This is a genomic window from Ensifer sp. NM-2 (assembly GCF_003024455.1).
Classification (GTDB): domain Bacteria; phylum Pseudomonadota; class Alphaproteobacteria; order Rhizobiales; family Rhizobiaceae; genus Ensifer; species Ensifer canadensis.
Genome location: NZ_PVZR01000010.1, coordinates 161,458 through 186,439, shown reverse-complemented (window position 1 = coordinate 186,439; position 24,982 = coordinate 161,458). Strand labels below are relative to the sequence as shown.

Genomic DNA, 24,982 nt, shown 5'->3' with positions numbered 1-24,982 from the left:
TTTGGGCGGCGCGGTTCGTGTCTCGCGCTCAGCCGCCGAGCTTGGCGATCGCATGCGCCGAGCTGGCAAACGCGATGTTCTTGGTTTCCATGTAAAAGTCGAACGACCAGTCGCCGCCGTCGCGGCCGATGCCGGAGCTTTTGACGCCGCCAAAGGGCGTCGGCAGATGACGGACATTTTCGGAATTGACCCAAATCATCCCCGCCTCGAGATGATCGGTGAAGCGGAAGGCGCGCGTGATGTCGGAGGTCCAGAGGTAGCCGGTAAGGCCGTATTGAACGTCGTTGGCAAGCTCCAGCGCCTCCGCCTCGTCCTTGAAGGCAATGGCGGTCAGGACCGGCCCGAAGATCTCCTCCTGCGCGATCCGCATGGAATTGTTGGCGCCGGTAAAGAGCGTCGGCTGGACGTAGCAGCCGCCACCGGGGCCGTCGAACTTTGCACCGCCGGCAGCAACCGTCGCACCTTCTTCCTGGCCGATGCCGATGTATTCGAGCACCTTCTTTTCATGCTCCGGGTGGATCAGCGGCCCGACTACGGTTTCCGGATCGAGCGGATGACCGATCCTGATGCGCTTGGCCTTCTCGGCAACCAGCGCGGTAAAGCTGTTGTAGATGCTGTCTTCCACCAGCAGCCGAGAAGAGGAGGTGCAGCGTTCACCGTTCAGCGAATAGATCATGAAGACCGCGGCGTCAGCGGCGCGCTCCAGATCGGCGTCGGCAAAGACGACGACCGGGTTCTTGCCGCCGAGCTCGAAATGCACCCGCTTCAGCGTGTCGGCGCCCTGTTTCATGATCAGCGATCCCGTCCGGCTTTCGCCGACGAAGCCGATGGCCTTGATGGCAGGGTGCTCGGTCAGCGCCTTGCCGGCGTCCTCGCCAAAGCCGTTGACCAGGTTCCAGACACCCTTGGGTAGACCGGCTTCCTCGGCGATCTCGACGAGCAGGCGGGCCGTCAGCGGCGAGAACTCCGCCGGCTTGTGGACGATGGTGCAGCCGGCCGCGAGCGCGGGCGCTATCTTCCAAGTCGACAGCATGAACGGCGTGTTCCAGGGCGTGATGATGCCGACCGGGCCGATCGGTACGCGCGTGGTCATGTTGATCTGGTTGTCACCGCGTAGCACCTTGCCGTCGCGGGCCTCCGGTGCGCGATCGGCAAAGAAGCGAAAGTTCTCCGCACCACGCAGAGCGGCCTTGGCCATGAACTTGAGCGACTGCCCCGTGTCCATGCATTCGACGAAGGCAATCTCCTCGGCGCGCGCGACGATGGCATCGGCGATCTTGTGCAGAAGTTTTTTGCGCGTTTCGCCCGGCATGGCGGCCCAGGCTGGGAAGGCCTCCTTCGCGGCACGGGCAGCGCGGTCGATATCGGCTGCTTTGCCGCGTGAGACGGTTGCAAGCGGCTTGAGATCGACTGGCGAGATCGTCTCGAAGCTGTCGCCATCCAGCGCCGGCACGGCTTCGCCATTGATGTGGTTCAAGACGCCGTGCGTGCCGAAGCGGGCGAGATAGGCGTCCGCCTTCTTGAAGTTCTCGTCGAGTTTGGACATGTCATTCTCCAATCGTGGTGCGCTGCCGTTGTGCGGGCGCAGAAACTCTTGCCGACTTCTGCCGGGGTCAGTTGCCCTGCTTTCGAAGGCGCGGGTGGATCGCGTTCTTCTTCCAGCTGAGATCCGGGTCGATTTCGCGGATCTCCAGGCTGAGGGCGAAATGAGGTGTGTCGAAAAGGCTTGCGAGCTCTTGTGTGGCGGCATCGAAGATGGCCGTCCCGGTCGCCTGCTTTTCGGCGTCCGAGCGGCCCCAGCCGATTCGGAAGGACATGTCGATGAAACTGTTCTCAGGCAAGAGATCGGCAATCGCGTAGTCGGCACTGCGGATTGCGCGCACGCGAACGGCGCCGGTTTCAAAGAGACCGGTGCCGAGGATGGTCTTGTGGATCGTGCGGCACAGGCGGTCGAAGTCGACGCGCGCGTCGAGATTGGCGGAATGTTCGATCGTGAAGTGCGGCATTTCCTGTCCCCCGTGTCTCTCTGTTTATTAATTAACACGTTAACAATATGCCGTTCCGTGTCAAGCGACTTTCGCTGTCGCCCGAAGCTCGCCGGCAATTGCAGAAAGGTGAAAAATCGCCCATAGATCGCGCATGAGCCGTGCGAAAACCCCGATCGAGCTTGGGCCCGACGCCCTTCTTCCCCACAATACGCGTCGGTCGCTGCCGATCGCGCTTCTGCGCGCGCGCGAAGCGGTGATGGGGCATTTCCGACCGATGCTGGCGCGTCACGAAATCACCGAGCAGCAATGGCGCGTCATCCGGATCCTCGCAGAATCCGGCAAGGTCGACGCGTCCGAGATGGCCGACAAGGCCTTCATTTTGGCGCCGAGCCTCACGCGTATCATCCGCTCGCTCGAGGAGCGCGGACTGATCACCAAGCACAAGGACGCCGACGACGGTCGTCGCGTGCTGCTCGAGATCGCGCCCGCGGGCATGCGCGTCATTGCCGATGTCAGCCCGGAAAGCCGGGCGATCTACGACCAGCTCGAAGCGCGTTACGGCCGCGAACGTGTTGAGGTGTTGCTCGACATGCTGGACGAGCTCGCAACGCTCGGCGATTGATAAGGCATCTGCATTCCTCATGCGAGGACCGGTAGCGCTTGCGCCAAGAGCAACGCCTCATCCGCGTAACGACGCACACGCGCCTCCGCGTCCGGAAGTTCCGGGCGCGCGGCAAACCAGCCGATATAGGTGAGGCTACGAAGCGCCATGAAGATCGGCAGCGCCGAAAGTGCCGGATCCGTCAATGGGCGCTTGCTTCTGTATCCTTCGATCAACGCCCTTTCGATCGCCTCGTAGGCCGGTTCATTGCGGTTCTTCAGGAGCGCCGTCGCGATATCGAACAGGCGAAAGCCGAAGCCCGCGTCGTCGAAATCGATGAACGCCACGCCGTCGTCACAAACCAGCACGTTCTCGCGCACGAGGTCGGCATGGACGAGGCCGTAGTCGAACTCGCCCGCAGGCACGTTTTCCAGAATGCTCCGAAGCCGATCGCGCAGAATGCCGAGCCCACACCTCTGCTCGACCGACAGGCCCTCGCAATCCCAGAAGCGGCCCCAGACCGGCCTTTCGCCAAGCAGGCCCGCGATGTCCCAGGCAGGACGTTTGAAGCCTGATGGCGCCGACCAGCGATCGGCAAGGTTGTGCATGTCGGCCATCATGGCCCCAAGCGCATGAAACAGGACGATCTGCCTCTCACCGCTATGCGCGAGCGGAACGCCGCTTTCACCGAACGGCGAGCCGTCCAGCCAGCTGACGATATCGGCATGCTGTGCGCCAAAATCATCGGTCGGGTCGAGATGCACGAGAAGACGGCCGTCCGGTGTCGCAATCGCGCTCGGCACCGTAAGGCCGCCGTCGCCCAAGGCTGTCATCCACTGCAGTTCGGAGCGCAGCGCGGCCTCGTCGTGATAACCCGGTCGGTGCAGTCTGAGCGCAGCCGGCTCGCCGTCGGCGAGGGTGACCCGGAAGACGGCGTTCTCCCGATATTTCAGCAGCTCGGGCCGCACGTCGGCAAGTCCCCAGTGGGTTATGGCCTCCAGTGCGCGGGCCTCGAGTGCTAGCAGCAGATGTTGTGGCAGATGCTCGGCCATGGCGCGTTCACAAGCCTGAAAGCACGTCGTCGAGGGTCGACAACATCAGGTCGGCGTTCTCCTTGGAGAACGGCATCGGCGGGCGGATCTTTGTCGCGCATTGATGGATGCCGAGCTTGCCCATCAGCACGCCACGCTCGCGCATGTCGTTGATGACCTTGGTGGCGAGTTCGGCGGCCGGCGTCTTGTTACCCCGGTCGAGCACGAGTTCCGCTCCGAAGAACAAGCCGCTGCCGCGCACGTCGCCGATGATGGCGTGCTTGTGCCTGAGCCGGTCGATGCCGGCCTTGGAATAGGCGCCGACCTCGCGGGCATTATCTACAAGCTTTTCATCCTCGATGACGTCGAGCACGGCCATTGCCGCGGCGCAGGACACCGGATTGCCGCCGAAGGTGTTGAAGTAGCGGAACGCCTTGCGGAACGCGTTCAGCGCATCGCTGCCGGCAACGACGCCGCCGATCGGATGGCCGTTGCCCATCGGCTTGCCTAGCGTGACGATGTCGGGGGTGATGCCGGCCTTCTGGTGGCCCCACATGTGCCCGCCCGTGCGGCCGAAACCGGGCTGGACCTCGTCGGCAATCACCACGCCGCCGGCTTTCCGCACGGCCGCAACGGTCCTGTCGAGGAAGCCCTCAGTTAGATCGGGGAAGCCCTCATTGGCGAAGAACGGGTCGATGATCAGCGCGGAAAAACCAAACGGGCTTTTCTGCAGCTCGGCGATCGCCTTTTCCACTTCGGCCGCAAACGCGATCGAAAAGGCTTCGCCGGAAACGCCGCCGAGTGGCCGGTAGCTATCCGGTGCCGGCACGTGGCGCACATGGCCGCCGGAGCCGCCGACCGGCGGCATCCGGGTGGAAAGCTGCGAAACGGAGGCAGTGTTGCCGTGATAGGTGTGATCGGTGGCGATGACCCCGGTTTTTCCGGTCACCGCCTGAGCCATGCGCAGGGCAATGTCGTTGGCCTCGCTGCCGGTGCAGGTCAGGATCGCTGTGTCTAGACTAGGATCGAACGTCGCGGTCAGTCGTTCGACATAGTCGAGGATACCCTCGTGCAGGTAGCGCGTGTGGGTGTTCAGCGTCGATGCCTGCCGGGTGATCGCTTCGACCACGCGGGGATGGCAATGGCCGACATGCGGCACATTGTTGTAGCAGTCGAGATAGCGTCTGCCGTCGGCGTCAAAGAGCCAGACGCCTTCTCCCCTGATGATATGGACCGGGTCGCTGTAAAACAGCGACATGTTCTTGCCGAGCAGCCGTTCGCGGCGTGCCAGCAGCGCTGCCGTGTCGCTCATGTCATTTGCCCCCGGCAGCACTCAGGCCGGCGTCGAGCGCCGAAAGAATGCGCGTGACATCCTCGGCAGTGATCACGAGTGGCGGCGACAGGATCACGTTCGGGCCGGAGGTGCGGACCATGACACCAGCCTCATAGGCTGCGTCCTGGACCTTCTGCACCACGTCCTTGGCAGCCGGCGATTTCTTTGCCTGGTCCGACACCAGTTCGAGCGCGCACATCAGGCCCTTGCCGCGCACATCGCCGATGAGGTCGTGGTTGGCCTTCAGAGCTTGCAGGCCGGCCATCAACTCCTCGCCGCGCGCGCCCGCATTGGCCGCCACATCAAGGCGTTTTGTTTCCTTGAGGGTTGCAAGGGCGGCAGCCGCACCGACCGGGTGACCGGAATAGGTGTAGCCATGGCCGATCGAACCGGCAGCCGTCCTGTTGGTCTCGAAAGCCTCGGCAACCTTGTCCGAGATCATCACCGCGCCGAAGGGATAATAACCGTTGGTGATGGCCTTGGCCGTCGACATCAGGTCCGGCTTGACACCCCAAAGACGCGAACCGGTCCAGGCGCCGGTGCGGCCGAAGGCGGTGATCACCTCGTCAGCAATCAGCAGGATGCCGTGGCGATCGCAGATCTCGCGCATTAGCGGCATGAAGGTTTCGTGCGGCACGATCACGCCGCCGGCACCGAGCACCGGCTCCATGATCAGCGCGGCGATGGTGTCGGCCCCCTGGAAGGCGATCTCGTCTTCGAAGAGGCGGGCAATGCCCCTGGCGATCTCGGCGCCGTCCGTCGTCGCGAACGGATTGCGGTAGGTATAGGGGGCGGGAAGGTGGAAGACGCCCGGCAGCAGCGGCTCGTAGTTGCGGCGGAAATTAGAGTTGCCATTGACCGACGCGCCGCCGAAATGCGTGCCGTGGTAGCCCTTCTTCAGCGCGACGAATTTGGTGCGCTCCGGCTGGCCGTTGAGCTTGTGGTACTGGCGGGCGAGGCGAAGGCAGGTCTCGACCGAGTCCGAGCCGCCCGAGGTGAAGAACGAGCGGCTGAGGCCATCCTCCTTGAACCATTCGGCAAGTTCATAGGAAAGCTCGATCAGCGGCGAGTTGGTGGTGCCGCGGAAGGTCGAATAATAGGGCAGGTCGTCGAGCTGATCGCGGATCGCCTTCTTCACCGGCTCGCAGGAATAACCGAGATTGACGTTCCACAAGCCGCCGACCGCATCGAGTACCTTCTTGCCGTGGATGTCGACGATCTCCACGCCCTCGCCGGCATTGATGATGCGCGGCGGCGTCGCGTGCATTTCGGCGGGGTGTGCCATCGGATGCCACAGGTGGCGGGCGTTGTTCTCGATGAGGAAATTGGTTTCGCGCATGTCTTGCTCCTGGTCAGTTCAAATGCCGAGCATCCGGAGGGCTCTGGCGTAGCTTTCGGCGGGTCTGGTGACATCGAAGTGCACGTTGGGCAGGGACACTGCCTCGGCGCCCTCAATGTTCTTTTTCTGGTCGTCGACGAAGACGCAGGCCTCTCGCGGCAGGCCGAGCTCGGAAAGTGCGAGTTCGTAGGCCCGCGGGTCCGGTTTCAGGATGCCGGTGTAGGTGGCATCGACGATGACGTCGAAAAGCTGGATCAGCGGGAAGCGCTTGCGAAACTCGACCCCGTAGAAAAGATCGAGCTCGTTGGAAAGAATGGCGAGCCTGATACCGGCGTCCTTGGCCTGTAGGATCGCATCGCGCGCTTCCGGGCGCAGCACCAGTTCCGGCTCGGCGCCGCGCGCGCGCTGGACGAAGGTCTTCATATCCGTCCAGTCTTCACCGACGAGGTGCCCGACTTCGCGGGTGCGCTCCGTCCAATAGTCGCGCTCGGTGATCTCGCGCCTCTGCATCGACACCCAGAGTGGATCGGTGGCGGTGTCGAACGGCCCCCGCCAGGTCAGGCTGCCGGGGGCAAGGCCGAGCGCGCGCTCGGTGACATCGTGGGTTTCAAACAGCGTGCGTGTAACGACGCCGCCGAAGTCGAGGATGAGAGCGCGATCCGTCACGGGCGGCCTCCCGGGATCACGCCGCGGGCGATCCAGTCGTCGAAGATGGCGAGCGCCTTTGCCGAAAACTCCGGTGCGTTGATGTGGCTGTCGATTTCATGAAGGCTGACGGAGGAGGGGACGGCGCGGCGCATCTCGTCGATGAAGGCGTCGAGCGCTTCAGGTTCGTGCAGCGGTTCCACCGGCTTGTCCCATTCCTGGATGCCCTTGAGCGGCAGGATGAAGGCGACTTCGGCGCTGGTCACGGCGAGCTTGCCGCCGATGATGCGGGCGATCTCGCGCCGGCCTTCTGGCGATGTCGTCACCGAGCCCAGCAGCCGGTTGTGGGCATGATAGGGCCGGCCAGCTAAGGCTGCGGGCAATGCCTGCCAGGCGGGCAGGTCGACCATATCGACTGCTCCCGGTGCTACAAGCTGCGGAATTCCGGCGCGTCCGGCATTTTCCAGCCGATCTGGCCCTGACGTGACGACGGTGCCGTGATGATGGTTGCTGACTTCCTGGATGCAGAAGTCGAAGACGGCGGTAAAGCCGTTCTGTGCGGCAATCGCCTCGAAGGCGCGGCCGCCCATGCCGGTCGCATGAAACACTGCGACGTCATAGCCGCGGCGCTCAAGTTCGGGCTTCAGGTATTTCATGTATTTGAGGCAGCTCGATCCGAGCGAGGTCATGCCGATGAGCGGCCGCTCCTTGTCCGGTTTGGTGCCGAAGCGCGCCGCCCCGACGACGGCGCCACAGGCTTGCGAAAGCACCGACCGGCAAATGCCGTTGAGGCCGTAAAGTCCGCCCGCCCACAGGATCATCATCAGATCGGGCGCGATGCGTTCCGGCGGCAGCAGGTGCGAATAGGCGATCGTCGAGACGACGAACTTCGGCACGCCGAGCGGCAGGGCTGCAGCGACGTCGAGTGCCAGGTCCGTGCCCATCGAACCGCCGAGAATGATGACGCCATCGGCCTGGCCCGCATCGTAGAGGCTGCGGGTGAGGGCCGCCGCACCCTTGGCCATCAACTCCATCGCACTGTTTTCGTCGCCGCTTGCGGCAATCGCTACGATCGACGTGCCTGCCGCCTTGGCGATATCGTGACGGGAATATTCCGGCGCATAGGGCGGATCACCGAGAACGCTGACGTCGATCATCACAGGCAGGCCACCGGCCTCGCGAATGACGGATGCCATGAATTGAAGCTCTTCGCATTTGGTGTCTCCCGTCCCAACGACAAGGATGTTGGGTAGACGGTTCATCGCATTCATCAGCCGGCCCTCCTTGCCAGCGGATTGGCAGGCACCTGCTCCAACCCAAAGAATTTCTCCGAAATGCGTTTCGCGATCGCCGCCGTTGCCGGTCCGAGTTGCTCGATCGTGTCGGCATTGGCGCGCACCTGCGGGGCTGCAACGGCGATCGCGCCGATCGGCACGCTGTCCGGCGCACGGATCGGGGCGGCGACACTGATGACGCCGCTTTCGAGCCCCTGCTGGCTGATCGAATAGCCGCGGTGGGCGGTCTCTACGAGCAGGCGGCGAAGTTCTGTTTTCGACGTGATCGTGTACTCGGTGAAGGCTTCAAGGGGCATGGACAGTGCATCTTCGATCTGCCTTGCCGGGCAGAAGGCGAGGAAGGCGTGGCCGGATGCGGTCGCATGGAAGGGCAACGCGCTGCCGATGTCGACGATGACCCGATGGGCGCGCGGCGAATCTTCCACGTGAACGGTCGAAAGCCGGTCGGCGACGAATTCCGAGAGATGCACGGTCTCGCCTGATGTGCTGGCAAGCTCTTTTACGAATGGAATGGCGAGCGTGAGAAAGGGGAACCGTGCTTCCCGGATGCGGGCAAGCCGGACCGGCGCGCCGCCGATGCGGTAGCGCTTGGTATCCGGATCCTGTTCGACGAAACCGTGTTTTTCAAGCTCGACGAGAAAGCGTCGCGCCGTCGCCTTGTCGAGCACGCAATGCCTGGCGATGTCGCTCAAGCCCACTTCCCTGTCCAGTCGCGAGATCGCGTCCAACAGGGTCAGTGCCTTACCGATGGTGCTCATCCAGTCCTCCGTCGTTGAGCGCCGCCGTCAGTGATCCCGATGCCTGTTCCCTTGATTCCCAGGCGGTTTGGTCGCCCGTATCGCGTTTTTATCCGGCCGAGATACTTAACATGCGAAATAACTTGACAGGTCGCCGTGGCATTTGCAAGTCTATATTTGAAGCAACGGTTTGAATATTGAACCGATTATTGCGCGCGGCCAAGAACAAAAAGCAACATGGTCAGCAGCAGCTTCGCGGAGGATGCCTTTGGAGAGATGGACCTGAGGCGAAGGCAAATAGTGCCAAGAAAAGGGGAGCTAAGAAGCTATGGACAATCAATCGTCGCCCGCAACCGGCGCCAACCAGCTGCGCAGGAATGCGCTCGGAGTCGGTGCCGTCACATTTCTCGTGGTATCGGCCGCCGCGCCGTTGACGGCGGTCGCCGGCGGTGTGCCGCTGGCAATGCTGCTCGGCAACGGCGCCGGCATTCCCGGCACGTTTCTGCTGGTCACGCTGATCCTTCTGATGTTTTCGATCGGCTACGTCGCCATGGCGCGGCATATCCGCAACGCCGGCGCCTTCTACGCCTATACCGCGCAGGGGCTCGGCGGGTTGATGGGCGGTGCCGCCGCGATGATCGCGATCCTTGCCTATAACGCGATGCAGATCGGCGTCTTCGGCCTGTTCGGCGCGGCGACCGCCGGCCTCTTTGCCGGGCTCGGCCTCGACCTGCCCTGGTGGGTCTGGACCTTCATCGGCATCGCGATTGTCGGCGTTCTCGGCTACCGCCGCGTCGACCTGTCAGCGAAAGTGCTGACGGTGCTCGTCATTCTCGAATATCTCGTCGTGCTGGTCATCGACGTTGCGATCATCGCCAAGGGCGGCGACAGCGGCCTGACGATGACGTCCTTCGCGCCTTCGGCCCTGATGTCCGGCTCGCCGTCGATCGGCATCCTGTTCTGCTTTGCAGCCTTCATCGGCTTCGAGGCGACGACGATCTACAGCGAGGAAGCCCGCGATCCGCACAGGACCGTGCCGCGCGCGACCTATATTTCCGTGCTGATTATCGGCGTTTTCTACATGCTGACATCCTGGCTGATGGTGAATGCGGCCGGTGCAGACAAGCTGGTGCCGGAACTGCAGGGCCTTGCCGATCCGACCACCTTCCTCTTCGGTCTCGCCGAGCGCTATGCCGGAGGCTGGCTGCCGCCGATCATGAATGTACTCTTCGTCACCAGCCTGTTTGCCGGCGTGTTGGCGTTTCACAATGGTGTCGCCCGCTATCTCTACGTCGCTGGCCGCGAGCGCCTGTTGCCGGCTTCGATCGGCGTCACCCATCCGGTCTACCATAGCCCGCACGCCGGCTCGGTCATCCAGACGATTACAGCTGTGCTTGTCGTTGCGCTGTTTGCGGCAACCGGACAGGATCCGGTGCTGGCGCTGTTTTCCTGGCTGACCAATGTCGGCACGCTGGCCGTGATGGTGCTGATGGCGTTTACCGCCTTTGCCATCGTCGCTTTCTTCAATCGCAATCCGGGATTGGAATCGAATGCGCTGGTGACCAAGATCATCCCGGTCATCACAGGCATCATCCTGATTGCAGTGATCATCGCCATTGCGATCAACTTCGGCGACCTCGCCGGCGCCACCGGTCTGCTTGCGGTCTTCCTGCCCGGACTTGTCGTTATCGCTGGCGTCATCGGGCTTGGCTTGGCGGCGATGCTCAAATCGGGCCGTCCGCTCGAATTTGCCCGGCTTGGCGCCGGCCAGGAGATCTGATCCGATAGGGGCGGCCGAGCAATCGGCCGCTCTTCTGCCTGACACATGGAACGGAAAACATGCAGGAAAAAATCGACCAGTTGCGCCGCAATGTGGTGCCGCCGCAAAAGCTCTTCATCGGCGGCAACTGGCGCGGCGCCCAGTCCGGCAGGATGCTGGATGTCATTTCCCCGATCGATGGCACGCGCCTCACGACCATCGCCGATGCTGATGTCGACGACGTCGATGCCGCTGCGCGTGCCGCCCGGGCGGCCTTTGAGAAGGGCACATGGTCGAGGGCTGCACCGGCGGAGCGCAAGAAGGTGCTTCTGCGCATAGCCGAACTCATCGAGAAAAATGCTCTCGAACTTGCCGTTCTCGGCGTACGTGACAATGGCACCGAAATTTCGATGGCGCTGAAGGCTGAGCCAGGCAGCGCCGCCGGTACCTTTCGCTACTACGGCGAGGCGATCGACAAGGTCTACGGCGAGATCGCGCCGACCGCTGACAACGTGCTCGGGCTCGTTCTTCGCGAACCCGTCGGTGTTGTCGCCGCTATCGTTCCCTGGAACTTTCCGCTGATGATCGGCGCCTGGAAGATCGCGCCGGCGCTCGCGGCCGGCAATTCGGTCATTCTGAAGCCTGCAGAGGGCGCGTCACTGACCTTGCTGCGGCTCGCCGAACTTTGCGCCGAAGCCGGCCTGCCTGAGGGCGTGTTGAATGTCGTGACGGGCAGGGGGGCGGTCACCGGCGAGGCGATCGGTCTCCATGCGGATATCGACGTGCTCGCCTTTACCGGCTCGGGCGGCGTCGGCCGGCGACTGCTTGAATATTCGGCGCGCTCCAACCTCAAGCGCGTCTATTTGGAGCTAGGCGGCAAGTCGCCCAACATCGTCTTTGCCGATGCCCCGGATCTCGATCAGGCGGCGAAAATCTCAGCCTATGGTATCTTCCGCAACTCCGGCCAGGTCTGCGTTGCCGGCTCGCGCCTGCTGGTGGAGCGATCGATCCACGAGGCCTTTACCGAGAAGGTTGCGGCGATCGCAGCAAACATGAAGGTCGGCGATCCGCTACTGCTGACAACCGAGGCCGGTGCGATCTCCAGCGAAATCCAGCTTAAGAAGAATCTCGGTTTCGCCGAGCAAGCGATAGCCGAGGGCGCGCGGCTGAGGGCCGGCGGCAAGCGTATCCTCGAGGAAACGGGCGGCTTCTACATGCGGCCGACGATTTTTGACGTCGATCCGGGCATGACGCTCGCCAGAGAAGAAGTCTTTGGGCCGATCCTCTCGATCATCCCCTTCGACGATGAAGCCGACGCGCTCCGCATCGCCAATGGCACCGAATACGGGCTTGCGGCGGCCGTCTGGACCGCGAACCTGTCGCGGGCGCATCGCATTGTGCGCTCTATTCGGGCCGGCGTCGTGCACGTCAACACCTATGGCGGCGCCGACAATACGGTGCCGCTTGGCGGAGTGAAGCAGTCGGGCAATGGCCACGACAAGTCACTGCACGCGCTCGACAAATACACCGACCTCAAGACCGCCTGGATCCAGCTCTGAGGGCAGCGAATAATCGCCACCAAACGAAACGGGCCGGAGTTGAACACCGGCCCGTTTCGTTTTTGTATTTCGGTATTCTACCCGCCGAAACTGCCGAGCTGTGTTGGCACGTGCACGTAGTTGCGATCGAAGTAGAGGAGCGCGTTGCCGTCGCTACGCGATCTTATGCCGACGACGCGGCCGATCAGGATGTGGTGGGTGCCGAGCAATCTTGCTTCCGCCAGTTCGCAATCGAGCGAGACGATCGCATCCTTCACAGCGAGACTTCCCGACTGCATCTCGACCCAGTCGGCGGCGGCATAGCGGGTTGCCATGTCCTTGGTGGCGCCGGCGAAATGGCCGGCGAGCTCGGTGTGGTCGTGGCTGAGCACGTTAACGCAGAAGCGCCGGTTGTCGATGAACAGGCCGCATTGCGTCGAGTTCCGGTTCATGCAGACGAGCAGGCTCGGCGGGTCGTCGGTCACCGAGCACATCGCCGTTGCAGTGAACCCGCCGCGCCCGGCGGGTCCATTGGTGGTGACGACATTGACGGGCGCACAGACCCGCGCCATCGCGTTGCGGAATTCGGTCTTGGAGATAGCCGTTTCCATGGCAATCGCCTCACTCGGCCGCATTGCGGATCGGCGCCTCGGCGCCAATTGGCGGCAGCCAGGTGTCGCCGGTCCAGCCATGCTGGTCGTAGTCGCTCATACAGGTGTCGACGAGGGCTTCCATCTCTTTCAGACGCCCGCCGCGCTCGGCGCCCTTCAGCACCTGCAGGCGGACTTCTTCAGGCGCGCCGGCATAGTTGAGTTCATAGAGCGCATGGCGCCCGCCGAACTCGGTGCCGGTCGCGTCCCACAGCAGCTTCATGATCTTGATGCGCTCGATATGCCCCATGTCGTTGGAGCCGCGGACATATTGCGCGAGGTAGCGATCGATCTCGCCATTGCCGAAATCCCTGACCGAGGACGGCAGGTAGATGAGGCCGGACGCGATAACCCGGCGAATGGTGTCGACCACTCGCGGATAGGCTTCCGACATGAACGTTCGGTAAGAGAGTGCGGCTTCGAGATTGGGCAGAACGGCGCCATCCGCCCACGGGATGGGGTTGTAGGCCATGGCATTGGAAAAGCTCCAGAACATGTGCCGAAGCGCGATGACCTCGCCAAGGGCTGCCTGGTTGCCGCGAAACGCGTCGCCGCCGGTTGCCCGCAGCGCTTTGGCCAGCAGGCCGGCGAGGAAGTCGAGCTTGACGGCAAAGCGGGTGCAACCCTGGAAGCAGTAGCCGTGCATGAAGCCCGATGCCGGATGAAACGAAAGGATCTTGGCGGCATCGCGCAGCACGAGCACGTCCTCCCAGGGCACGAACACATTGTCGAGCACCAGGATGGCATCGTTCTCGTCGAAGCGCGACGACAGCGGATAGTCGAAGGGATGGCCGACAGTGTTGGCCGTCTGCTCGTAGGAGACGCGGCAGAACATCTTGATTCCAGGCGCATTCATCGGGACGATGAACATCACCGAGAGCGACGGATCCTCGGTCACTGTTGCCGAGCTCTGGGCAAGGAAATTATAGTGCGTCAGCGCCGACGACGTCGCCACCACCTTGGCGCCGGAGACATAGATGCCGGCATCGGTTTCCTTGGTGATATGAACGAACACGTCTTTCACCGCATCGGCAGGTTTATGCCGGTCGATCGGCGGGTTGACGATCGCGTGGTTCATGAACAGCGCCGCCTCCTGGGCGCGCTTGTGCCAGGCGAGCGCATTGTCCTTGAACGGGCCGTACCAGGAGGCGTTGGCGCCAAGCGTGTTCATCAACGCCGCCTTGTAGTCGGCCGTGCGTCCCATCCAGCCGTAGGACATGCGCGCCCATTCGGCGATGGCGCCCTGCTGGGCAACGAGGTCGGCAGACGATCGGGCGACGCGGAAATATTTGTGAGTGTAGCCGCCGGAGCCGGTGTCAGTGGGGGCGGTCAGGGTCTTTTTCCTCGCCGGGTCGTGCAGCGCATCGTAGAGCCTTGCCAGCGAGCGGGCCGAATTGCGCATGGCGGGGTGGGTGGTCACATCCGCGATGCGCTCGCCGTTGATATAGACCTCGCGGCCATCACGCAGGCTTTCGAGATATTCGGCCCCGGTAAACGGGCGCGCCTTGTCGGCGCGAAAATCCTCAGCTCTCATGGTTCTCCTCCTTGAGTTTCGTCAAGACTAGGCATTGATTGTCGAGGCAGCCATGGACAGAATGCCAAAATGACTTGCACTTTTTCGGGTGGTTGATGGCCGACATCATTCCAAGCTTCTTTGTCTACGGCGAACCGGAACAACAGCTCGAACCGGGGTTCTTCCACGTCGAAACGGTGATGGCTCGGCGTGGACTGCATCAAGGACAGGTCAGGGCCCATAAGCATGATCAACTTGCCCAGGTGACCTACTGGTTTCGCGGACGTGGGTCGTATTTCATCGAAGACAAGGTTTTGGACTTTTCCGCGCCAGCCGTCAGCTTCGTGCCAAGCGGTATCGTGCACGGTTTCTCCGTCGAACCGCTGGAAAGCGATGCTTTCGTAATATCGATCGCCGACGGCTTGATGCTGTCCGCCCGGGAGAGAACAGTCCTGGCGCTCGATGCGCCGATCATGGTTGCCGGCGCCCGGGACGACCGGCAGTGGCAGCGCCTATCGTCATTGATGGACATGATCGCAGAGGAGTACGGCACGGGAGCTTTCGGTACCCAGTCGATGATGGCATCGCTGGTATCGGCGATCCTGACGCAGATCGCGCGCCTTGCCACCGCCGCGCCATCGCCGTCGCAGTCCCCCGATATGATGCTCGCAACACAGTTGCGGCGCATGATCGATGCGCATTTTCGCGAGAACTGGACGGTTGGGCGCTATACGAGTGCTCTTGCGACCACCCCGCACCTGCTTGCCAAGGCCAGCAATGCCGCGTTCGGGATGCAGGTGAAGGAACTGATCAATGAGCGCCGGCTGCTGGAAGCCAAACGTCTGTTGCTTTTCACCGTTCGATCACTGGAAGATATAGCCTACGAGATCGGACTGAAGGATGCCGCCTACTTCTCCCGTTTCTTCCGCTTGCGTACCGGCATGGCGCCAAGCGACTGGCGACGGCTCAAGCTGGCGGACGCGATGGTGCCATCCTGATTACGACTTTGCCTATCTGTCCCGACAATGCGTTCATCCATGCTTCATTACGGACCGCCGAGTGGAAGAAATCCCGATCGGATCCGGCCCGACAAAGTGTCTTTGCCGTGCCGATCAAACAATTTCCGGGATAATCATGATTGGGCCTTGAAAACCCTGAGCCACTGACTATCTAGGGCATCACTACCCGTATCGATGGCGTCCTGCAGCGGCTAAGCCCGCGCGTTTGACGTTGTCCGGGTCAAGAAAAGGCGCTCCCCGTCAAGGGTCGAGCGCCTTTTCTATTTCGGGGCTCTCCCGCATCGGGCGGCGGCGGGCCTGCCGTTCGTCAGCTTGCAGGTGCTGTGGTCACGAGACGTCTGCCGCCCTTCGCGTTTTCCGGGCGGTGAACCGTGTTGTGATGGAACAAACGCGTTTCCGGTGTATTGTTGTTACGGGAGGCCCCAAGATGTCAGTCCGTCACCCGAAAGGCAGACGCACGTCCGCAATGCTGCTGCCGTCAGCGCAATGGCCACGTCACGCGGCGACGGCTCAGGCGCGCCGTGCCTGGCTTCACGCGCTGTTGGGACGACCGGAGCCGGAGGATCGCGTGTTGCGTGAGAGCCAGGTGGCAGATGCCGGCGACGGCGGGATTGTCAGCGCCGGGGTTTATTTTGACGAATCCACAACGGTGAACCGGCAGCCGCGTCCTCACGATTACAGTTCGGCAGTGTCAGCGCAACAAGCGCCGGCGTCTGCGGCAACCACCGACGTCGATGCTTCCGGCGGAGCCTTGTGGAACGCGCTTTTGGGCGACGACACATCCCACGGCATGCAGCGCTTCGCCAGGCTGATCGCCCTTTTCATCCTTCTTTCCGGGCTGGTGTTCTGGTTGCTTGCGCCCTGAAGGGCTTGCAGAAGGTCGGAACCATTTCATTCGCAGCCGGTTCTACCCCTGGGTTCACAAACCGGGAAGGACTTCGCCATGCCATCGATCGACACAGCCAAAATTCTGATCCTCGCTACCGACGGCTACGAGCGCTCGGAACTGCACGTCCCGCGCGACGAACTGTCAAAGCGCGGCGCCAAAGTGACCATCGCATCGCTGGAAAAACGGGCCATCAAGAGTTGGGACAAGGGCGACTGGGGCGACACCGTTGACGTCGACCTGACGGCAAAGGACGTGTTCGTGCGAGATTTTGATGCGCTTGTGCTGCCAGGCGGGCAGATCAACCCGGACCTGCTAAGGAAGAACCCCGACGCGATGCGCGTCGTCACCGATTTCGTGCAGTCGGGCAAGGTGGTGGCAGCCATCTGTCATGCGCCGTGGCTGCTTGTCGAAGCCGACGCCTTGAAGGGGCGCAAGGCAACGTCCTATGCCTCCATCCGCAAGGATGTCGAGAATGCCGGCGCGCAATGGGTCGATCTGAAGGTCGTCAGCGACCACGGTATCGTCACCTCCCGCTCGCCAGACGATCTCGACGCCTTTGTTGCCAAGATCGTCGAGGAGATCGAAGAGGGTCGCCACGATCGGCGTGCCGCTTAAACTCGACAGAAACGAGGGCGACCGCCATCAGGTATCGCCGCATCTCGAGACACCATGGCCGGCCGGCGTTTGCTTCCGGTCGGGCCATTGACGCTCGTTACTGCAGCGCCTTGGCAAGGAAGGGCAGGCTGACATCCATGCGGTAATCGACCGAATTGTGGTTGTCCTCGAACTCCTCATAGGTGTGTTCGATGCCGAGTTGCTTCAGCGTCCGATGGATGCGGCGATTGCCGTAGAGCAGATTGTACTGATCCACAGTGCCGCAATCCATGTAGAAGGCCTTGAGCTTGCCGATGTTGTGCCCATGGGTCTTGGCGAGCTCAACGGGATCGCACGCCATCCAATTCTGCCAGCGGTCGTCGATCAGCTCGCAGGTCTCCAGATCGACCGGGAGCCGCAGGCCTTTGAAGGCCTCGAGGTTGGGATCGGGGTCGTAGCTTGCCGCCTGGGCCAAAACGAGGAGGACGGGGATGTCCTCATCGGCATGTTTCTCCCGGGCCTCATAGGCTCGAAACCAGCTTTCAATCGAGAGATCATGCCGCGCAAGCGCGCGCAGCACCATGGGAAAGTCAGCCGCCATCAGGTCGAAGCCGGCGTCTCCGGAATGGCTCGCTGCCGCAGCCCAGACATCCGGCCGCCGGAAGGCGTGGGAGAACGCGCCGTAGCCACCCGAGCTTTTTCCAAAAACGCCGCGCCGTCCGGTGCCGCCGCAGCCGAAGCGGGTTTCGACTGCCGGAAGCATCTCGTCGATGAGGAAATCCTCCCAACGGCCGACGACCTCGCTGTTGACATATTGGTTGCCGCCAAGAGAAGTGAAGCAATCGGGAAAGGCGACGACCACCGGCGGCATCTGCCCGGTCGCAATCAGCCGGTCCAGGCGCTCCGGGACGTTCTCGAAGAAGGCTTTCCAGGCGGTGTGCAGAGGGCCGCCGGCCGTAAAGCCGACGAGATCGACGAGCAACGGCAGGCCGGCGCCATCATGGTTTGCCGGGATATAGACATCGACGTCGCGGCGGCTCGGATCCCCGAGCCTGTTGCTTTTAAGCACGTCGCTGTCGACGCTGAGACGGGACACCGTGCCCTTGGGATAATCTGACTTCCGCATTCTTTCCTCCTGATCGCTCCCCGGTTGTATCGCGCGCAATCGACACGAGCCACCATTATCGTCGGTTTGAAGACGTCCCTTCGAAAGGACGGCTCTCGGGATCGCGTAGGGCGCTAGCGCAAGATGCTCGTCAAGAACGTCATCACGGCGCCATTGAAAACATCCGGTGCCTGCAATGGGGCAAAATGGCTGAGACCGGGAAGGTCGTGAAGCGTCGCGTCAGGTAGCGTTTTGGCGAGATAGGTCATGTGCTCCTGCTCGATGAATTCGTCAAATTCGCCAAGGACCGCGGCCACGGGCACGGAGATACCGGCAAGTGCTGCCGCCGACAGGTTGGGCTGTGTCCGCTGCATCGTTTCGACGGCTGCCGAGAGCGCGTCGAAATCACCTGGCGTCGCCGAGAATGCGGCGTAGTCCTTCTGATGTTGCTGCCAAATGCGGCCGATAACAGGGGTGAACACGAACGGTTTGGTGCCTGTATCGTCGACGTTGCAGGCGAAGAAGAAAATGCCGGCAACGCGCTCGGGCGTTTCTTGGGCGAGGATCAGGGCAGTATCGGCGCCATCGCTCCAGCCGACGATCGCGGCCTTCTCGATCCCTAGCCGATCCATGACGGCGCGGGTATCGGCGGCCATCAGCTGGTAGCTGTATTCACGTGCGTCGCGTGTGCTGCGGCCGTGGCCGCGGCTGTCGATGACGACAGCGCGATAGCCGGCTTCGACGATTGCCGGGACCTGATAGCCCCAGTTTCCGCTGTTTCCCATGCCACCATGCAGCAGGATGACTGCGGGGCCGGAACCATGGCTCGCATACCAGATGCGTGCGCCTTCGTTTTCGACGAAGCCCTGTTCGTCCGGCTCCGGAAGCGGTGGGATGCCGTGGCTTTCAACATAAGTCAGATCAAGGTCGCGAAAGGTCATTGCATACATCCCATTCAGCGCTGCAGGAACGCCGTCAGATAGAGACCGTGACGATTGCCGCAAGGGTAGCGGGTGCTTGTTCCAATGTTCGGTAGGCTGTTGTCTTCGCCTAGGTTCAATCTGCGCCGGCCATGTGGAGGCGGCCGGCGCGATTGGAAAAACTCAGTCTTTTTCGAGCACTTCCAGTTCCTTGGGCTCGTCGCCCTGCAGATTGGCAAGCAGCGAAGAGACCGCGTTGTCGCCCTCGAAGCCGGCTTCTTTCAGCAGGCGATCGAGGATCGGCTTGTTGGCCTGGTAGGCGAGCAACTGTCCGGCAAGGCCTTCGCCCATGCCGATACCACTTGCGCCGCCCGCACCGGCACCGCCACGACCCAGCATGCCGCCGGTGTCGAAGATGCGGATATCGGAAATCTTCTCGATCGGCTTCACCGCCTCGGCCAGCGCCTGCGGGATGATGCGGATGCGTTCGCGCAGGATCTCGAACTCGATGATGGCGGGGCTGAGCTTGTTGCGCGCCTCGTTGAGCAGCGCCTCGCTCTGGGCTTCCGCCTTGCCGGTCTCCAGAATGCCCTTGGCCTTGATCACTGCGGCCTCAGCCTCGGCGGTTGCAAGGGTTCTGATGGCATCGGCCTGGTCAGTGGCCGCCTGCTTTTCAGCTTCGGCGCCGACGGTGACGGCCGTTGCTTCGGTTTCAGCAGTCTTGCGGGCGTCGATGACGGCGATCTGGCGTTCGCGCTCGGCAATTTCGACGGCCTTGGCGGTGCCGACCTTTTCTTCCGCGGCGATTGCCAGAGCGCGTGCGGTTTCAGCCTGAGCTTTCGCCTCGGACTCCTCGCGGCTCTTGTTGGCGACGGCGATAGCACTTTCCTGGGCGACGATTTGCAGGTCGCGCTTGGCTTCCGTATCGCGCTGCTGGACCGTGCGGGTCGCCTCGATATTGGCGCTTTCGCGCACCTGCTTGGCGGCCGCCTCGCGCTCGGCAATGGCCTGCTCGGTGGCGATGCGGGCCTCTTCTTCGGCGCGCTTGGCGGCCTGCTCCTGTTGGGCGGTCTCGGCGCGGGTCGCTGCAGACTTGTTGGCGATGTCGCGTTCCTGGTTCAGTTCCGCTTCCCGCTTGGTTCGTTCGATCGCCAGCGACTGCTGGCGAGCCTCAAGATCCTTCTGCGCGATGGCGACTTCGGTGTCGCGCACGATCTCGTTGCGCTCCTTCTTGCGGCCTTCGGTGATGCGCGTCAGCGCGGCGAGGCCGTGGGCGTCGAAGAAGTTGTTGGCATTGAAGTGCTTGATATCGGTCTGGTCGAGCCGTGTCAGCGACACGGACTCCAGTTCAAGGCCGTTCGATTGCAGGTCGGCACCAACCGCTTCCTGAACCGCCTTGACGAAATCCATGCGCTGCTCCTGCAGAGCGTCGAGGCTCATGGTGGCGGCGACCGAGCGCAGGCCGTCGACGAACTTCGCCTCGATCAGCACGCGCAGCTGTTCCGCATCGTTGGTGCGGTCGCCAAGCGTCTGGGCCGCAAGCGCGATCGACGACGCGTCGGGCTTCACGCGGACGTAGAATTCGGCGCCGATATCGACGCGCATGCGGTCCTTGGTGATCAGCGCGTCGCCTTCGCCGCGGCGAACTTCAAGACGAAGGGTCTTCAGATTGACCCGGGCGATCGAATGGAAAATCGGCAGGACGATAGAGCCGCCGTCCAGGACGACTTTTTGGCCGCCGAGGCCGGTGCGGACATAGGCTTCGTCCCGGCTCGATCGCGTATAGAGCGATGCAAGCACGAAGCCGATGCCGAGGATCAGGACGACGCCGATGCCGGCGGGCAGGAGAAGATCAAAGATCATTGTTGCTCCATGGAGGTGGTGTTTGGCGAAGTGAGAAGGTCTTCCGGCGCGGGAATGGCGATGAAGACATCCTTGGCGCGGTCGACGATGAGGATCTGTGTACCGATGGCGATGGCAGCTTCGCCCTTGGCGGCTTTGGCACGCAGATTGTGCCAGTTTCCGTGTTTGTCTTTGAGGCGCACGCGCCCCGGCAGGCCCTGATCGAGCGGGCCCACGGCCACTTCGGCGGTCTGGCCGACGAACTCGGAGAGGTCGACGACATAGGTTTCGTCGCGCGGCACGATCCGCGCCACGGCCCGGCTCGATGTCCTGACTGCGGGAAGGCTCAAGAGAAGCGCCGGGATGGAGGCAATCATGGCCGGCAGCGGCAGCCAGACACTGTGGGCGATGCTCTGGATGACGAACCCGGTCATCGAGAACAGGGCCAGCAACAGCATCACCAGGATGAGGATCGGGACGCCGCCGACATTCAGCCAGGAAAGGAGCCCGGCCATGCCGTTGTGCTCATCGAGCCCGGCCTTGTCGATCACCTCGCCAAGGGAAAATCCGAGCAGCAGGCACAGCATCTCGATTGCGGTCAACGCCGCCAGCATGATGGCGGCAATCGCAAAGGGCAAACATTCAGGAGCGAAAAAGAGCTCCATCGGGGTCAGGCCTTTCCGGCTTTGAACTTTGCCAGCCGCGCTTCGATCGCTTGCTCGCGGTGAAGCCGGTCGAGCTCGTCGAGCTCGGCACTGGTCGCGTTGCTGCCGGCGGGAACGCCGGTGACGCGGGAGACGGCGGCAGCGGCTCGCGCGGCACCATCGGCGGGGTTGTTGCGTGCCCTTGCTGCCGCCGGTTCGTCCGGATACTGCGTCAGGCTGCGTTTCAGATCGGCAAGTCTGGCTTCGGCTTCGCGGCGGGTGGCAAACACGGCCTGCAGCGCCTTCTGTCCCTCATCGAGATGGATCCGGGCATCGGCCAGCGCCTTGTCGAGCGCTGCGGTCTGGGATTCCAGGTCGATCTGGCGGGCAACACCGGCCTTGGCGAGATCGTCGCGGCCGGACGAGACCGCCATGTGGATCTTTTCTTCCAACATGTTCAGATCGGCGACGATTTCTTCACGGCGACTTTGAATGCGATATTCCTCAGCCCGCGCCTTGCCGATGTCTGCCTTTGCCTCTTCGGCGGCGGCATCGATTTCCCGCAAGGCTTGTTCGACGACGGCGACCTTGTTGGTGCCTTCCGCTTTGTCGACGGCGGCGTTGGCGATGCCGGCGATCAGCCGGCCCATGCGCGAAAGAATGCCTTCATTCATCATCATGTCTTCCTCCGTTCGATCCGTGTGTGGCGTGACGCCGATGTGAATTTCATAACCGCCGAGATCGGCGACGAGCTGGGCCGAAAAAATGTTGAGCGTGCCGCGCGAATAGCCCGCCACGTCGAAGGGGATGGCGACACGGCCACGCACGGTTGCGACCGTCAGGTCCGCCGGCCCCTTGATCGCAAACAGCTTTTCGTCGAGCGGCAGCCGCAGCGGATCGCTCGGACGTCCGCGGTTTGAGGCGAAATCGCGCAGACCCAGCGTGACGAAGCGCGCCGGAAGGCCCGTGTGCTCCCTGACGGTTTCATAGGCGAGCTCGTGCAGGGTCACGAGATTTGCCCCGCCTTTTTCCGCCGTCAGCTCCTCGAGCAGGGCCAGCATCGCCGCATAGGCGGCGAACGTTTCCACCAACGCGCGCCGGGCCTGGTCGTCGGGCGCGAGACGGTAGCGAAGGATCGCCGTGTGGGTCATTTGCATCATGCATCTGATGTAAAGCACCGATTTGGTGCTTTCAAGGAGGTGGTGACCTCAGGTTGCAAATATTTCTACTATGCGGTGTGACGGCCGGTAACCGAAGCAAACGCCGTATCGATCGGACAGCCGTGTGTTGAGCGGATGGTTCGCATCGACGGCGATCTGCGGTTGAGGATTTAGGCATCTTTACTTAAAGACCGTTAGAATGCACTCAAAGGCGATGCGCCTTGCACGGAACCCTCTCCCCGCGAACCGAGATGGAACAGTAATGACAGGTTCTTCCGACACCAATATTTTTGATCTGGCGCCGATCGCGATGTGGATCGAGGATTTCAGCGGGGTCACAACGCAGTTCGATCGTTGGCGGGCCGAGGGCGTGGTCGATATCCGCGCCTATCTCAGAGAAGACTTGACGCGTGTCGCCGCCTGCTCCAGCCAAATTCGTGTCCTGCAGGTCAATCGCCGGACACTGGACCTGTTTGAAGCCAGGGATCTCGATCACCTCTCCGCGAACCTGTCGAAGGTCTTTCGCGATGAAATGCTCGACAGCCATGTCAATGAGCTTGCCGAATTGTGGGAGGGCAAGACCGAGTTCAGCAGCAGCGCGGTCAACTACACGCTGTCTGGCCGCAGGCTCGACATTCAGCTGCGCGGCTCGGTGCTACCAGGATACGAGAACACGCTCGGCCGGTTGCTGCTGACGACGGAAGATGTCACGGCGCGTGAGGAGGCGCGCCGCAGCGAACTGGCCAACCGCCGTTACGCCGAAGGTATCTTCGAGCATTCGCCGGTGTCGTTGTGGGTCGAGGACTTCAGTCGCATCAAGTTGCTGCTCGAGGATGTCCGTCATCGAGGGATCGTCGATTTTCGCGTGTTCACGGACGTCCATCCGGAGTTCGTGCGCCAGTGCATGAGCGAGATCAGGGTCATCGACATCAACCAGGCGACGCTCGACCTGTTCTGCGCGCCGGATCGGAACACGTTGCTGCAGCGTCTCGGCGACATTTTCCGCAACGAGATGGAGAAGCACTTCAAGGAGCAGTTGATCGAGCTGTGGAACGGCAATCTTCTGCACCACCGCGAGGTGGTCAATTATGCGCTCGACGGTTCCGAGCGCCACGTCCTGCTGCAATTCTCCGTGCTTCCGGGCCATGAAGGCGACTGGTCGCTGGTCCAGGTGGCGTTGACCGATATCACCGCACGCAAGAAGGCCGAGGCCTATCTCGAATATCTCGGCAAGCATGACGTGCTGACCAAGCTGCACAACCGCGCCTTCTACATGGACGAGCTGAACAGGCTGGAGCGCAAGTCGCTTCGCCCGGTCTCGGCCATCGTCATCGATCTTGATGGCCTGAAAGCGGCCAACGACCAGCTTGGCCACGACGCCGGTGATGCCCTCCTGCGCCGGCTCGGCGAAGTGTTGAACGGTGCGGTGTCGCAGCCCAACCATGCCGCCCGCATCGGCGGCGACGAGTTCGCCATCCTGATGCCGGGTGCCGACCGGCTGGCAGCGGCCACCATGGTCGAGACGATCAACGAACTGTTGAAGATCAACAACCAGTTCTATTCCAACGCTCCCCTCAGCATATCGCTCGGCGTTTCGACCAGCGATACCGGCGAATCGATGGAGGCGCTGGTCAAGCGAGCGGACCTCAGCATGTACGAGCAGAAGCGGGCGCGATACGCCACAAAGGAGAGCCGTGACGCCCAATATGCCAAGGCGGCCAGCGAGCGTGGCGGCGCAGCCTCGGCGGCCTAGCACCGTTTCTGCAGGACTGTCGTGCAGGCAAGGCGCCCTACAGCGCCGCGCGTCTTATTAGACGCGCAAATGTCGCTGTAGCGCTTTGGATTGCTGCATGTTTTTATCCTCAAATCGAATAGGATGTAAGGAAACATGCGTAGGAAGAGAGTGGCACCTACCATCTGGCGCCGTCGATGAGCCGGTGGGGTATGTCTTCCCAGACGGATCGATCGAACAGGCGCATGTTGACACCCATGCGCGTCGCGTCAGTGCCGATCGGCGACCAATGGGTGGTGCAACCGCAGGTGCCGCAATGGTGCATCGTCAACGTGGCATCGCCTTGGACGTAGCCGACGAGCTTGCCCTGCGGGTCGCTGATCGAAACCTCTTCTGCGTTGTAATAGCCCCAAAGCGTGCCTAGTCTTGAACACAGCGAACAGTTGCAGCTGCCAAGTGTGTCAGGGCGGACACGGACGGAAAGGCGAACCGACTTGCAATGGCAATGGCCTTCGATCATGCGACCTTCTTCCCGTTTAGTGTCCTCGTGCAGAAATCCGGATGCGGATGATACCAGATCCCTGGAGCGAACTGTCACAGCCACGGTTGTTCATGGCAATGGCAAAAATTTGGTGGTCGCTAGGATGC

At 62.2% G+C, this 24,982-nt stretch carries 23 protein-coding genes; 7 read left to right on the top strand and 16 right to left on the bottom strand.

Annotated features, from left to right (window positions below; genetic code table 11):
* Positions 1 to 28: 28 nt before the first annotated feature.
* Both hpaE and C6558_RS20640 read right to left on the bottom strand, forming a co-directional pair.
* On the bottom strand, positions 29 to 1,546 hold the full coding sequence (hpaE, locus tag C6558_RS20645) for a 5-carboxymethyl-2-hydroxymuconate semialdehyde dehydrogenase (protein WP_057225047.1): 1,518 nt from the start codon (positions 1,544 to 1,546) through the stop codon (positions 29 to 31).
* Positions 1,547 to 1,613: 67 nt separating this feature from the next.
* Entirely contained in the window at positions 1,614 to 2,006 is a 393-nt protein-coding gene (locus C6558_RS20640; RefSeq protein ID WP_057225045.1) for a 5-carboxymethyl-2-hydroxymuconate Delta-isomerase, read from the bottom strand.
* Positions 2,007 to 2,139: 133 nt separating this feature from the next.
* Here C6558_RS20640 and hpaR point away from each other — a divergent pair, with 133 nt between their 5' ends.
* Positions 2,140 to 2,610 (top strand): homoprotocatechuate degradation operon regulator HpaR, encoded by a 471-nt coding sequence (hpaR, locus tag C6558_RS20635; protein WP_057225044.1) that lies wholly within the window; start codon positions 2,140 to 2,142, stop codon positions 2,608 to 2,610.
* Positions 2,611 to 2,627: 17 nt separating this feature from the next.
* On the opposite strand, the gene C6558_RS20630 is transcribed toward hpaR, so the two are convergent.
* From C6558_RS20630 to C6558_RS20605, 6 genes are read right to left on the bottom strand one after another with little or no spacing between them, the layout of a single operon-like run.
* Positions 2,628 to 3,641 carry a phosphotransferase enzyme family protein gene (locus tag C6558_RS20630; RefSeq protein WP_084815033.1) on the bottom strand — a complete coding sequence of 338 codons (1,014 nt, stop codon included), beginning with the start codon at positions 3,639 to 3,641 and terminating at the stop codon, positions 2,628 to 2,630.
* A 7-nt stretch (positions 3,642 to 3,648) separates the two neighbouring features.
* On the bottom strand, positions 3,649 to 4,932 hold the full coding sequence (locus tag C6558_RS20625) for an aspartate aminotransferase family protein (RefSeq protein WP_107027649.1): 1,284 nt from the start codon (positions 4,930 to 4,932) through the stop codon (positions 3,649 to 3,651).
* 1 nt (position 4,933) lies between these two features.
* The gene (locus C6558_RS20620; protein ID WP_057225038.1) at positions 4,934 to 6,292 is read right to left on the bottom strand and encodes an aspartate aminotransferase family protein; all 1,359 of its coding nucleotides are present in this window, start codon (positions 6,290 to 6,292) and stop codon (positions 4,934 to 4,936) included.
* Positions 6,293 to 6,310: 18 nt separating this feature from the next.
* Positions 6,311 to 6,958, bottom strand: a complete 648-nt coding sequence (locus tag C6558_RS20615) for an HAD family hydrolase (RefSeq protein WP_057220701.1) — start codon at positions 6,956 to 6,958, stop codon at positions 6,311 to 6,313.
* A complete protein-coding gene (locus C6558_RS20610; RefSeq protein ID WP_084815032.1) occupies positions 6,955 to 8,208 on the bottom strand; it encodes a Tm-1-like ATP-binding domain-containing protein in 1,254 nt (417 codons plus the stop codon). Before C6558_RS20610 ends, C6558_RS20615 begins: the two co-directional genes overlap by 4 nt.
* Positions 8,208 to 8,990, bottom strand: coding sequence for an IclR family transcriptional regulator (locus C6558_RS20605; protein WP_057225033.1), 783 nt, complete (start codon positions 8,988 to 8,990; stop codon positions 8,208 to 8,210). Before C6558_RS20605 ends, C6558_RS20610 begins: the two co-directional genes overlap by 1 nt.
* 307 nt (positions 8,991 to 9,297) lie before the next feature.
* Between C6558_RS20605 and C6558_RS20600 the strand changes: the two genes are divergently transcribed.
* Both C6558_RS20600 and C6558_RS20595 read left to right on the top strand, forming a co-directional pair.
* The gene (locus C6558_RS20600; protein WP_057225031.1) at positions 9,298 to 10,749 is read left to right on the top strand and encodes an APC family permease; all 1,452 of its coding nucleotides are present in this window, start codon (positions 9,298 to 9,300) and stop codon (positions 10,747 to 10,749) included.
* A 59-nt stretch (positions 10,750 to 10,808) separates the two neighbouring features.
* Positions 10,809 to 12,287, top strand: a complete 1,479-nt coding sequence (locus C6558_RS20595) for an aldehyde dehydrogenase (protein WP_057225029.1) — start codon at positions 10,809 to 10,811, stop codon at positions 12,285 to 12,287.
* Between the two features lie 77 nt (positions 12,288 to 12,364).
* On the opposite strand, the gene C6558_RS20590 is transcribed toward C6558_RS20595, so the two are convergent.
* Complete coding sequence (locus C6558_RS20590) at positions 12,365 to 12,877, bottom strand: flavin reductase (RefSeq protein WP_057225027.1); 513 nt, start codon at positions 12,875 to 12,877, stop codon at positions 12,365 to 12,367.
* Between the two features lie 10 nt (positions 12,878 to 12,887).
* The gene (locus C6558_RS20585) at positions 12,888 to 14,450 is read right to left on the bottom strand and encodes a 4-hydroxyphenylacetate 3-hydroxylase N-terminal domain-containing protein (RefSeq protein ID WP_057225025.1); all 1,563 of its coding nucleotides are present in this window, start codon (positions 14,448 to 14,450) and stop codon (positions 12,888 to 12,890) included.
* Positions 14,451 to 14,545: 95 nt separating this feature from the next.
* On the opposite strand from C6558_RS20585, the gene C6558_RS20580 reads away from it, so the two are divergent.
* From C6558_RS20580 to C6558_RS20570, 3 genes are all read left to right on the top strand, one after another.
* Positions 14,546 to 15,427 carry a helix-turn-helix domain-containing protein gene (locus C6558_RS20580; RefSeq protein ID WP_057225023.1) on the top strand — a complete coding sequence of 294 codons (882 nt, stop codon included), beginning with the start codon at positions 14,546 to 14,548 and terminating at the stop codon, positions 15,425 to 15,427.
* A gap of 592 nt (positions 15,428 to 16,019) precedes the next feature.
* Positions 16,020 to 16,313 (top strand): hypothetical protein, encoded by a 294-nt coding sequence (locus C6558_RS20575; RefSeq protein WP_128090486.1) that lies wholly within the window; start codon positions 16,020 to 16,022, stop codon positions 16,311 to 16,313.
* 78 nt (positions 16,314 to 16,391) lie between these two features.
* Entirely contained in the window at positions 16,392 to 16,952 is a 561-nt protein-coding gene (locus tag C6558_RS20570) for a type 1 glutamine amidotransferase domain-containing protein (protein ID WP_057207356.1), read from the top strand.
* A gap of 97 nt (positions 16,953 to 17,049) precedes the next feature.
* Here the strand turns inward: C6558_RS20570 and C6558_RS20565 are convergent, their stop codons facing one another.
* The 5 genes from C6558_RS20565 to C6558_RS20545 all read right to left on the bottom strand — a co-directional run bounded on the left by C6558_RS20565 (position 17,050) and on the right by C6558_RS20545 (position 22,599).
* Positions 17,050 to 18,057 carry an esterase family protein gene (locus tag C6558_RS20565; RefSeq protein ID WP_057214574.1) on the bottom strand — a complete coding sequence of 336 codons (1,008 nt, stop codon included), beginning with the start codon at positions 18,055 to 18,057 and terminating at the stop codon, positions 17,050 to 17,052.
* A 113-nt stretch (positions 18,058 to 18,170) separates the two neighbouring features.
* Complete coding sequence (locus C6558_RS20560) at positions 18,171 to 18,977, bottom strand: alpha/beta fold hydrolase (protein WP_057225118.1); 807 nt, start codon at positions 18,975 to 18,977, stop codon at positions 18,171 to 18,173.
* 162 nt (positions 18,978 to 19,139) lie between these two features.
* Positions 19,140 to 20,819, bottom strand: a complete 1,680-nt coding sequence (locus C6558_RS20555) for a flotillin family protein (RefSeq protein ID WP_057207354.1) — start codon at positions 20,817 to 20,819, stop codon at positions 19,140 to 19,142.
* Positions 20,816 to 21,463, bottom strand: coding sequence for an OB-fold-containig protein (locus C6558_RS20550; protein WP_057207353.1), 648 nt, complete (start codon positions 21,461 to 21,463; stop codon positions 20,816 to 20,818). Before C6558_RS20550 ends, C6558_RS20555 begins: the two co-directional genes overlap by 4 nt.
* Positions 21,464 to 21,468: 5 nt before the next feature.
* Complete coding sequence (locus tag C6558_RS20545) at positions 21,469 to 22,599, bottom strand: PspA/IM30 family protein (protein WP_057225116.1); 1,131 nt, start codon at positions 22,597 to 22,599, stop codon at positions 21,469 to 21,471.
* A 265-nt stretch (positions 22,600 to 22,864) separates the two neighbouring features.
* On the opposite strand from C6558_RS20545, the gene C6558_RS20540 reads away from it, so the two are divergent.
* Positions 22,865 to 24,355: a sensor domain-containing diguanylate cyclase gene (locus tag C6558_RS20540; RefSeq protein WP_057225019.1), complete on the top strand. Its 1,491-nt coding sequence runs from the start codon at positions 22,865 to 22,867 to the stop codon at positions 24,353 to 24,355.
* A 157-nt stretch (positions 24,356 to 24,512) separates the two neighbouring features.
* Here C6558_RS20540 and C6558_RS20535 read toward each other — a convergent pair whose 3' ends face one another.
* Complete coding sequence (locus C6558_RS20535) at positions 24,513 to 24,854, bottom strand: GFA family protein (RefSeq protein WP_025428289.1); 342 nt, start codon at positions 24,852 to 24,854, stop codon at positions 24,513 to 24,515.
* Positions 24,855 to 24,982: the final 128 nt, after the last annotated feature.

Excerpts from the sequence above, each read along its gene's own strand:
- hpaE (WP_057225047.1), bottom strand. The coding sequence starts at position 1,546 with ATGTCCAAACTCGACGAGAACTTCAAGAAGGCGGACGCCTATCTCGCC.
- C6558_RS20640 (WP_057225045.1), bottom strand. The coding sequence starts at position 2,006 with ATGCCGCACTTCACGATCGAACATTCCGCCAATCTCGACGCGCGCGTC.
- hpaR (WP_057225044.1), top strand. The coding sequence starts at position 2,140 with ATGAGCCGTGCGAAAACCCCGATCGAGCTTGGGCCCGACGCCCTTCTT.
- C6558_RS20630 (WP_084815033.1), bottom strand. The coding sequence starts at position 3,641 with ATGGCCGAGCATCTGCCACAACATCTGCTGCTAGCACTCGAGGCCCGC.
- C6558_RS20625 (WP_107027649.1), bottom strand. The coding sequence starts at position 4,932 with ATGAGCGACACGGCAGCGCTGCTGGCACGCCGCGAACGGCTGCTCGGC.
- C6558_RS20620 (WP_057225038.1), bottom strand. The coding sequence starts at position 6,292 with ATGCGCGAAACCAATTTCCTCATCGAGAACAACGCCCGCCACCTGTGG.
- C6558_RS20610 (WP_084815032.1), bottom strand. The coding sequence starts at position 8,208 with ATGAATGCGATGAACCGTCTACCCAACATCCTTGTCGTTGGGACGGGA.
- C6558_RS20605 (WP_057225033.1), bottom strand. The coding sequence starts at position 8,990 with ATGAGCACCATCGGTAAGGCACTGACCCTGTTGGACGCGATCTCGCGA.
- C6558_RS20600 (WP_057225031.1), top strand. The coding sequence starts at position 9,298 with ATGGACAATCAATCGTCGCCCGCAACCGGCGCCAACCAGCTGCGCAGG.
- C6558_RS20595 (WP_057225029.1), top strand. The coding sequence starts at position 10,809 with ATGCAGGAAAAAATCGACCAGTTGCGCCGCAATGTGGTGCCGCCGCAA.
- C6558_RS20590 (WP_057225027.1), bottom strand. The coding sequence starts at position 12,877 with ATGGAAACGGCTATCTCCAAGACCGAATTCCGCAACGCGATGGCGCGG.
- C6558_RS20585 (WP_057225025.1), bottom strand. The coding sequence starts at position 14,450 with ATGAGAGCTGAGGATTTTCGCGCCGACAAGGCGCGCCCGTTTACCGGG.
- C6558_RS20580 (WP_057225023.1), top strand. The coding sequence starts at position 14,546 with ATGGCCGACATCATTCCAAGCTTCTTTGTCTACGGCGAACCGGAACAA.
- C6558_RS20570 (WP_057207356.1), top strand. The coding sequence starts at position 16,392 with ATGCCATCGATCGACACAGCCAAAATTCTGATCCTCGCTACCGACGGC.
- C6558_RS20565 (WP_057214574.1), bottom strand. The coding sequence starts at position 18,057 with ATGCGGAAGTCAGATTATCCCAAGGGCACGGTGTCCCGTCTCAGCGTC.
- C6558_RS20560 (WP_057225118.1), bottom strand. The coding sequence starts at position 18,977 with ATGACCTTTCGCGACCTTGATCTGACTTATGTTGAAAGCCACGGCATC.
- C6558_RS20555 (WP_057207354.1), bottom strand. The coding sequence starts at position 20,819 with ATGATCTTTGATCTTCTCCTGCCCGCCGGCATCGGCGTCGTCCTGATC.
- C6558_RS20550 (WP_057207353.1), bottom strand. The coding sequence starts at position 21,463 with ATGGAGCTCTTTTTCGCTCCTGAATGTTTGCCCTTTGCGATTGCCGCC.
- C6558_RS20545 (WP_057225116.1), bottom strand. The coding sequence starts at position 22,599 with ATGCAAATGACCCACACGGCGATCCTTCGCTACCGTCTCGCGCCCGAC.
- C6558_RS20540 (WP_057225019.1), top strand. The coding sequence starts at position 22,865 with ATGACAGGTTCTTCCGACACCAATATTTTTGATCTGGCGCCGATCGCG.
- C6558_RS20535 (WP_025428289.1), bottom strand. The coding sequence starts at position 24,854 with ATGATCGAAGGCCATTGCCATTGCAAGTCGGTTCGCCTTTCCGTCCGT.